The organism is Denitrobaculum tricleocarpae (genome assembly GCF_007004665.1).
Lineage (GTDB): Bacteria > Pseudomonadota > Alphaproteobacteria > Kiloniellales > Kiloniellaceae > Denitrobaculum > Denitrobaculum tricleocarpae.
The window spans coordinates 235,322-241,688 of record NZ_ML660061.1; the positions used below are offsets into that span (position 1 = coordinate 235,322).

General features: G+C 60.0%; 8 protein-coding genes and 1 pseudogene. 6 read left to right on the forward strand and 3 right to left on the reverse strand.

The genetic code is table 11. The annotated features are described in order from the left end of the window. The first annotated feature begins 39 nt into the window (after positions 1 to 39). A complete protein-coding gene (locus FKG95_RS24625; RefSeq protein WP_142899097.1) occupies positions 40 to 654 on the forward strand; it encodes a LysE family translocator in 615 nt (204 codons plus the stop codon). Between the two features lie 31 nt (positions 655 to 685). Here FKG95_RS24625 and FKG95_RS24630 read toward each other — a convergent pair whose 3' ends face one another. Next, on the reverse strand, positions 686 to 1,399 hold the full coding sequence (locus FKG95_RS24630; protein ID WP_142899098.1) for a type 1 glutamine amidotransferase: 714 nt from the start codon (positions 1,397 to 1,399) through the stop codon (positions 686 to 688). Positions 1,400 to 1,596: 197 nt separating this feature from the next. Between FKG95_RS24630 and FKG95_RS24635 the strand changes: the two genes are divergently transcribed. From FKG95_RS24635 to FKG95_RS24650, 4 genes are all read left to right on the forward strand, one after another. Continuing rightward, positions 1,597 to 2,205 carry a LysE family translocator gene (locus tag FKG95_RS24635; RefSeq protein WP_142899099.1) on the forward strand — a complete coding sequence of 203 codons (609 nt, stop codon included), beginning with the start codon at positions 1,597 to 1,599 and terminating at the stop codon, positions 2,203 to 2,205. A 91-nt stretch (positions 2,206 to 2,296) separates the two neighbouring features. Continuing rightward, positions 2,297 to 2,713, forward strand: a complete 417-nt coding sequence (locus FKG95_RS24640; RefSeq protein WP_218940355.1) for an MAPEG family protein — start codon at positions 2,297 to 2,299, stop codon at positions 2,711 to 2,713. Between the two features lie 209 nt (positions 2,714 to 2,922). Next, positions 2,923 to 3,384: a regulator gene (locus tag FKG95_RS24645; RefSeq protein ID WP_142899100.1), complete on the forward strand. Its 462-nt coding sequence runs from the start codon at positions 2,923 to 2,925 to the stop codon at positions 3,382 to 3,384. 105 nt (positions 3,385 to 3,489) lie between these two features. Beyond that, the gene (locus FKG95_RS24650; protein WP_142899101.1) at positions 3,490 to 4,122 is read left to right on the forward strand and encodes a LysE family translocator; all 633 of its coding nucleotides are present in this window, start codon (positions 3,490 to 3,492) and stop codon (positions 4,120 to 4,122) included. 41 nt (positions 4,123 to 4,163) lie between these two features. Here FKG95_RS24650 and FKG95_RS24655 read toward each other — a convergent pair whose 3' ends face one another. Then, positions 4,164 to 5,063, reverse strand: coding sequence for a LysR family transcriptional regulator (locus tag FKG95_RS24655; RefSeq protein WP_142899102.1), 900 nt, complete (start codon positions 5,061 to 5,063; stop codon positions 4,164 to 4,166). A 116-nt stretch (positions 5,064 to 5,179) separates the two neighbouring features. Here FKG95_RS24655 and FKG95_RS24660 point away from each other — a divergent pair, with 116 nt between their 5' ends. Then, the gene (locus FKG95_RS24660) at positions 5,180 to 6,196 is read left to right on the forward strand and encodes an aldo/keto reductase (protein WP_142899103.1); all 1,017 of its coding nucleotides are present in this window, start codon (positions 5,180 to 5,182) and stop codon (positions 6,194 to 6,196) included. 59 nt (positions 6,197 to 6,255) lie between these two features. Here the strand turns inward: FKG95_RS24660 and FKG95_RS24665 are convergent. After that, positions 6,256 to 6,367 (reverse strand): annotated as a pseudogene (locus FKG95_RS24665) (IS5/IS1182 family transposase); the annotation flags it as partial.

Sequence of the window (6,367 nt, forward strand, 5' to 3'; positions counted from 1 at the left end):
CCGGCCTGCCGGTGCAAGGAAGATGAAGGAGGCGGTCCAATGGATCTCGCCGCTCTAGTGGTTTTTGCCGGTGCTTTGATGATTGCCGCCGGGTCGCCCGGCCCGAGCATTGCGGCGCTGGTATCGCGGGTTCTGACTCGCGGCTGGCGGGATGTCCTGCCTTTTGCGGCGGCCATGTGGATTGGCGAAGCCATATGGCTGACCATGGCGGTCTATGGTTTGGCTGCCCTCGCCGAGACGCTCCACTGGGCTTTCGTGATCCTAAAGTATCTCGGTGTGGGTTACTTGCTTTATCTGGCCTGGAAGATGTGGTTCGCACCGGTTGATGTGAGTGGAGACGGCAGCGTCCTCGAGCCGAAGTCGGCAACGCGCATGTTTCTTGCCGGGCTGGCCGTTACCCTGGGCAATCCCAAAATCATGGTGTTTTATCTGGCGCTGCTGCCCACCATCATCGACCTGGCGGGGGTCACCTTCGTTGCATGGCTTGAGCTGACACTCACCATGCTGGTGGTTCTGGCGGCGATCGATTTGGGCTACATTGTGCTTGCAGGGCGGGCGCGCCTCTGGATGAAGAGCCCGCGCGCCATGCGGATCGCAAACCGGGTGAGCGCGAGCGTCATGGGGGCCGCTGCCGCGGCGATCGCATCGAAGTAAGTTGCGTCCCGAAGAAGCGTCATCGCGATGCTCAGGAAATCGCCGCCATGAAGTTACGGTAGAGCTTCTCCGCGTTGCTGACGAAACCCTTCATATTGGCGTCAGCATCGGCTTTCATAGCCTCCAGAGCACCCTTGCCGAGGGTTCTCTCGAGAGACGCGCGATAGGCTTCGATTTCAGCCCAGTTGGCAACCGTGTCGGGCTCAACTTCCACATGGTACTGCAGGGACCAGGCATTCTCGCCGATCCGCATGGCCTGGATACGGCAACTGTCGGATCCTGCCAGAACCGTTGCGCCTTCAGGCGGTTGCGCGACCCGGACCGAATGCCATTGCAAGGCCTTCTGCCTTACGGGCATGTCTTTGAAGAGGGGATCGGCTTCTCCCTCAGCCGTCAGTTCCACGTCCAGGACGCCGATCTCCGGTATGGGCTGCGGGCCGCAGGTGCCGCCCAGCGCATCCGCCAGAAGCTGGTGACCGAGACAAAGGCCGAGATAGGGCTTATTCAGATCGCGCACCCAGCGCCGGATGGCCTGTTTTTCTTCCACCAGCCAGGGGTTTTCATCGACATCCCAGACATCCATGGGGCCGCCCATGACCCATAGCACATCGTAGTCTTCCAACGGAGGGATCGGCTCACCCTCGTCCAGCTCGACCGCGGTCCAGTCGATACCATCCTGCTTCAGGTATTGGCGCAGCTGTCCGGGATGTTCGCAGTCCAGGTGTTGAAAAACGAGCAGGCGCATGGGGCATTCCTTGGATTGTCTTTTCATCTGACAGAGCATAGATGGTGCAAATGGGGCTAAAGATCGACGTCCACTTCCCTCAAAGCTGCCATGCCAATCTGGCGTGCCTTGAATTCACCTGATTGAGGCTATGATGTCACGCCGTGCCTTCTGAGAGGGTACCGGGGGCGGATTAAAGTTCAAAAAAGGGTGGCGGTATGATCGAGGGTTTTGTGTCTTTGGGATTGCTCTGGTTTGTTGCGGCTGCAATGCCCGGTCCGAACTTCTTTGCCGTCGTCCATACCGCCGTGGAGAAGGGGCGTGCAGCCTCTATCGCCGCCGTCCTGGGCGTTGTGGTTGGGACCGCGGCCTGGGCATTGGCGGGCTTCTTCGGTCTCCAGGCGCTTTTTGCGGTCTTTCCTTCTGCGGCGACCCTTATCAAGCTGGCCGGCGGGGCCTATCTGATCTGGATCGGTATCGGGCTTTGGCGTAATGCAGGCGCTTCGAGAGCGGGCCGTCAGCCTAAAGTGCCGAGTATCGGCCGCGCCTTCCTCTTCGGCCTTTCGACCAATCTGGCCAATCCCAAGACCGCCGCCTTTGCGGCTTCACTTTTCGCCGTTGCCCTGCCCAGCGGGACTTCCATTGCCGTCTCCCTGCTGGCGGTCGCGCTGGTCTGCTTCATATCGCTGGTTTGGTACTCGGTCGTCGCCGTCATTGGTTCGACCTCGCCCTTTCAACGGACCTATGCACGCCTGCGCTCCGTGATTATGCGCGCGACCGGCGTGATTTTTGCCGGCTATGGGACGCGGCTGATGCTGCAGCAGTAGGGCGCATTTTGTGTCGTCAGGATTGTGATCGCGGATCGTCGGGTGTGCGTATAGAGTTTTGACCCGTCACTTCCGAGAGCAGCTTGCCGATATGAACGACCTGGAAATGCCGATTACGGTTACGCCTTTCTATGCCGCGCTGGCGGCGCTTCTTCTGGTCGTGCTGTCCATCCGCGTAATCCGTCAGCGCAGGCTACAAAAGGTGGCGATTGGCGATGGTGAAAACCCGGCGCTGCGCCGCGCCATGCGCGTGCAGGCGAACTTCATAGAGTATGCGCCTCTGACATTTTTGTTGATCGCCTTCGCCGAGTTGCAGGGAGTGCCTGCTGTCATCATTCATCTTCTGGCAGCGTTTTTTGTCGCTGCGCGTGCGCTGCATGCTTTCGGGGTCGCACAGGAAACCGAAAATTTTCGGTTCCGCGTCATAGGCATGGCAGTGACCTTTTTCGTGCTGATTGCCGCTGCTTTGATAAATCTCGGTGTGGCCGTAGCAGGCTGGCTTTTCTGAGGTCGAGGTTTGCGGTCTCTCTCGAGACTCCTTTCTGACGCTTCGAAAAACCTCCTACCATTGGCCAATTTACGCTCGGTCATCATGCGCGGTTTAATTGCGCCTTGGTCCCGGGCGTTGCCGGTTGCGCCATGTCTTCGTCCGCAGCACCGCTATCAAGTTTGAAAATGAGAGTCAGGCGTCAAACCGAACTGGTCAGGAGAACGCTCATGTCTACTGTAGCTGCCGCCGATTATGCGCCGATGGGATTTGATGACAGCAACATCAAGTGGTTTCCCCTGGGTGATTTTAAGCACTTCGTTTTTGCCGTGCTCGATGTCGACAATGACCGCCGGATCGTCGATGCGGTCCTGAAGTACGAGCCCAGCCAGAAAATCTTCATGCACCGCCACATCCAGCAGACCAACACCCTGGTGCTTCAGGGCGAGCACCGTCTCTACGAACCGGATGGGACGCTTAAGGATGTACGCCCGGTTGGCCGTTACACTGCAACTCCCGCCGATCCGGATCCGCATACCGAAGGCGGCGGCGCGGAAGGTGCGATCGTGCTTTACAGCATCAGGGCCGACGGCGATCTCTTGTTTGAGATCCTCGACGACAAACTTGAGGTGGTCGGGACACTCACAATGCAGGATCTGAACGGCGCGTTCGAGATGCAAAGGAGTGCCTGAAGAAAGCACCTGACTTGGAGCCGGAGCGGCTTTCGCTCAATTGTAATTCCGTCCCGCCTGTGATCTGATGACCGCTGAAAATAAGTCACAGCTCGAGGGTGCGGTATGGGTGAAATTCTTGTTTTGGTCTCGGTCTTCGCGATTTTCATTCCCGCGCTTATGCTTCCGGGACCTGACTTCGTCGCTGTGGTCAGATCCTCCATGACCAAAGGAACCGCGGCCGGGCTTCTGACCACGCTCGGCGTATCGATCGGCCTCGGACTCTACGCGACCCTCAGTCTGTTGGGGCTGTCGGCAATTCTGGTTGAATATCAATGGTTGGCCTGGACGGTACGGGTTCTGGGCGGCTGCTACCTGATCTACCTCGGCGTTCGGCTGTTCTTCGCCAAACCGCAGCCGGTTGACGTGACTGCAGACGCCGGGAGGCCCCGCGGCAATCCGCTGCTGTTCGGTTTTCTCGTGACCCTCACGAACCCGAAGGCCGTTGTGCTCTTCACCAGCGTTTTCGCGACTGCGGTTACCGAGACGACGCCGCTCTGGCTTATGGCCCTGATGATTGCCCTGGTCGTCGCGGCTTCCCTCACCTGGTACGCGATCGTCAGCCTCTTCATGTCATCCTCTCCGGTGATCCGGCGCTTCCGCGACGCCCAGCACTGGGTCGAGCGCGCGGCGGGCGTCTGTTTCGTGGCCATCGGCGGGCGTATCCTGTCCGACAGCCGGAACCCGGTGACGCCATAGTATCCCGTTGAAACTAGTGTGATTCAATTTTTGAAGTTCGCCTAAAGTCCGGCATTCCCGGCAAAAAGCTGCGCTTGTGAGCGGATCAGGTCAGCGACACGCTTCGCCATCTTTTTGATCTGCCGGTCATGCCGGTCGTCGTCATGAGTGACCAGCCATTGTTCGTGGGTGAGCTCGTCGATCAGCTCCGAAGCACGCGCGAGCCCGGATGTGGTATCGCCGACGAAACACGGCAGCACAGTGAACCCGGCGCCTGATGCCACTGCCTCCAAAACCGCGTGGGCGTTCGAGCACACAGTCTTCCGGCCTGAGGGTACCCGCCGGTCCAGCCAACCGGCTGAAGGCACTTTCGGGCCTGGCGGAGAAAAGGCAATCCAGCGGCAGTCGGTGAAGCGCCGATCATCGCTGAGATCAGCTTGATCCCGAACAAGCTCGATGTTTCCGTACACGGCGAACGCAACCCGTGTCAGTTTCCGCCCGGCCAGTCCGATCGCGTTTGGGCAGCGGTTCCGCAGGCCGAGGTTTGCTTCCCGGCGCAGGAGATCCGCCGATGCGGAACCGCTCAGAATTTCCAGGTCCAGGTCGTTTTCCGACTCGAGGAGTTGGGGCAGGCGGCGGGCGAGGAAGCCGCTCGTCCAGGCTCCGGCGGCGATCTTAATGACCGGCTTCGGATTGCTGGCGGTCCGCCAGCGCTCGACGCCGAGTGCACCCTGCTCCAGGGTTTCGGCGTGACCGAAGAGATCTTTGCCTGCGGCGGTCAGGGCATAACCGTCACGCCGCCGGATAAAGAGTGTCACACCCAGTGACTGCTCCAGCGCCGTCATGCGCCGGCTCAAGGTCGGTGCACTGGCCCCGGTGGGCGATACCGCGCCGGCGAGACCGCCCGCCCGGGCGACCGCCAGAAACAGGCGCAGATCATCCCAGTTCCATCTTTCATTCATGAAACAATTGTTCCGATATCGGTTCTTCTGAAAAGACAAAAACTCACAAATTATAGGCAGGTTAGATCTCTGTGTATTCCAAAAATGGAAATCAGATCGCCGATAAGGAGATACGTATGAATGAGCGTTGGTCAAATCGCCGTCTGGGAGCGGCGGGTCCCGAACTAGGTCCCCTCGGGATCGGCACCTGGGCGATCGGCGGTCCCTTCTTCAGCGGTGAAGGTTGCCGCTATGCTACGGGCGCGCCGCTTGGCTACGGGGAGGTCGACGACCGGGAGTCTATTCGGGCCCTTCACTGCGCGGTTGATCTGGGCGCAAGGCTTTTCGATACTGCGGACGCTTACGGGACCGGTCACGGCGAGCGTATCCTGGGTGAAGCGATGAAGGGAAAGCGAGACCGGGTTTTCATCGCCACAAAGTTCGGCAATACCTACGATGAGGCGACCAAGACCCTGACCGGTGTGGATGTCTCGCCGGCTTACATTCGCCGGGCCTGTGAGGCGTCGCTGAAGCGCCTGCAAACCGGCTGGATCGATCTCTATCAGCTGCATCTGGGAGACCTGCCTGTAGATCAAGCCGAAGCTGTTGCGGACACACTCGACGGGCTTTGTGACGAAGGCTTGATCCGCTCCTATGCCTGGAGCACCGACGATCCGGCGCGGGCCGCCGTCTTTTGCGGGCGCGCGAGTGTTTCCGCGGTTCAATTCGATCTCAACGTCTTTTCCGATGCGCCCGGCATGCTTGAAGCCTGCTCGGTCTATGATTGCGCCGGCTTGACCCGGGTGCCCCTGGCCATGGGGTTTCTCAGCGGCAAGTTCTCGAGCGGCAGCCGGCTTTCCGAAACGGACATCCGGGCAACGCCGCCGGACTGGCTCCCTTACTTCGAAACGGGCGGCGGCGCAAAGGCCGAATGGGAGGCGCGCCTGGATGCCATCCGTGAGATCCTGGCCAGCAAAGGCCGAACGGTCGCGCAAGGCGCGCTCGCCTGGATCTGGGCGCGAAGCGCGCGGACTCTTCCGATCCCGGGCGTCCGGACGGCGGCTCAGGTCGAGGAAAACCTGGGCGCGATTGACTTCGGCCCGCTGGAGGAAGGGCAGATGCTTGAGATTGAGCGGCTTTTGGGGCGAGGCTGAGGATTGGTGAAGACTTGGTTATTCCCAGGTTGCCCCGTCGCTTGCACTAGGGTCGGGACTCAATTGATCCACCAAGTGATGGAAGCGGCGAGGCATATGGCCGCGAGGAAGGTGTCGGCACGCTTGTCGTAGCGGGTCGCTATCCTCCTGAAATCCTTGAGCCTGCAGAAC